Raw genomic sequence first — 1,241 nt, forward strand, 5'->3', positions numbered from 1 at the left:
TTTTAAGTTTACTTATGCTTAGCTACTTATGGCAAGCATATAGCAATCCTAAATGAGTTAGGCTTCGACTTCGCTCAGCCATCAGAATAGGTTGGCTGAGTGAAGTCGAAGCCCTGTTTCTCTCATGATTTTTCTCATGAATGATTTAGGATTGTGATAAACTCAATGACTCTATTGCAATAACTCTATCGCATTATTAGCTGTGATGAATTAGAGGCAGCCTTGGCGGCTTTGCCTCCACCCAATGCAGTATGAATACCTCTTAGGGAGATGATGATAACCACGCAAACAACCACATATTGAGCCAGTTGAATGCTAAAAACAGGGGTTTTTAGTAGGGATTGCCATAAGGATTTATGGGGTGGGGCGATCGGATCTAATTGATCTAACGGGGAATTATTAATATCTGAATTAGCGACTGGACTAGCGACTGGACTAGCGACTGAGCTAAGATCGGAATCGTCTGCAATTAGGGGAATATCCGAAAAAAACAATAGTTCTCTATCTTGAGAAGACCGAATGGATTCTAAAGGTACATTATTACTAGACTCTAAACCGATATCTGGTAGAGGCTCAGGGGAAGCGATCGCGCCAAACATTTCATCAAGATCGGGACTAGCCGATGAGGTGTCATTTTTACTATTGGAGCGATCGCGAGGATCGTTTCGCTCGAGCATAGATTTTGGTGGAAATACTGGTAAGGGAGGTATTGTAAGCTTTTTCGTGGGCTCAGTGGTTCCGCCATTGTTACTAAGACTTGCCTCTTTTGGCTCGTCCTGCTCAGCCAAATAAATTTCCTCTGTCCATGCTGGCTCATCACTACCAGTTTGCTGCCAAGATACTACGATCTTAGAAATTGTTTGGACTTCAATGGTAAGAAACCATTTTTTGAGCATTCCTACTAATATTTGCCGCTTAGGAATTCGCATTTCATCATCGAGCGATCGCAGATCGGACTCGATTAAAACTTCTAAGCGATCATCATTACGCTCTACATTTGCTAGCATTCCTTGAGATTTTAGCAAACGGTTCATTAAAGATGCGATCGCACTAACATTTCCTTGTTTAGCTTGTTCGACTAACGGATTTTGTGCCATATTAGCAGCCTCGAATGCTTAACTTAATGTATTACCTAATTTATTATCTGATTGATTGCCTTATCTACTAAGCCAAATGTATCAGAATCTTCACAGCTTGGACAGATTGCTAAAAGGTAAGTAGCTGGGCATAATTAAAACCCA

Annotated in this window: 1 protein-coding gene; it reads right to left on the minus strand. The window is 41.2% G+C overall.

Features of this window, described 5'->3' with window-relative positions:
• Positions 1 to 185: 185 nt before the first annotated feature.
• Positions 186 to 1,097 carry a hypothetical protein gene (locus AC805_RS01710; RefSeq protein ID WP_055073816.1) on the minus strand — a complete coding sequence of 304 codons (912 nt, stop codon included), beginning with the start codon at positions 1,095 to 1,097 and terminating at the stop codon, positions 186 to 188.
• Positions 1,098 to 1,241 lie beyond the last annotated feature (144 nt).

It is taken from the genome of Pseudanabaena sp. 'Roaring Creek' (assembly GCF_001402795.1).
GTDB lineage: Bacteria > Cyanobacteriota > Cyanobacteriia > Pseudanabaenales > Pseudanabaenaceae > Pseudanabaena.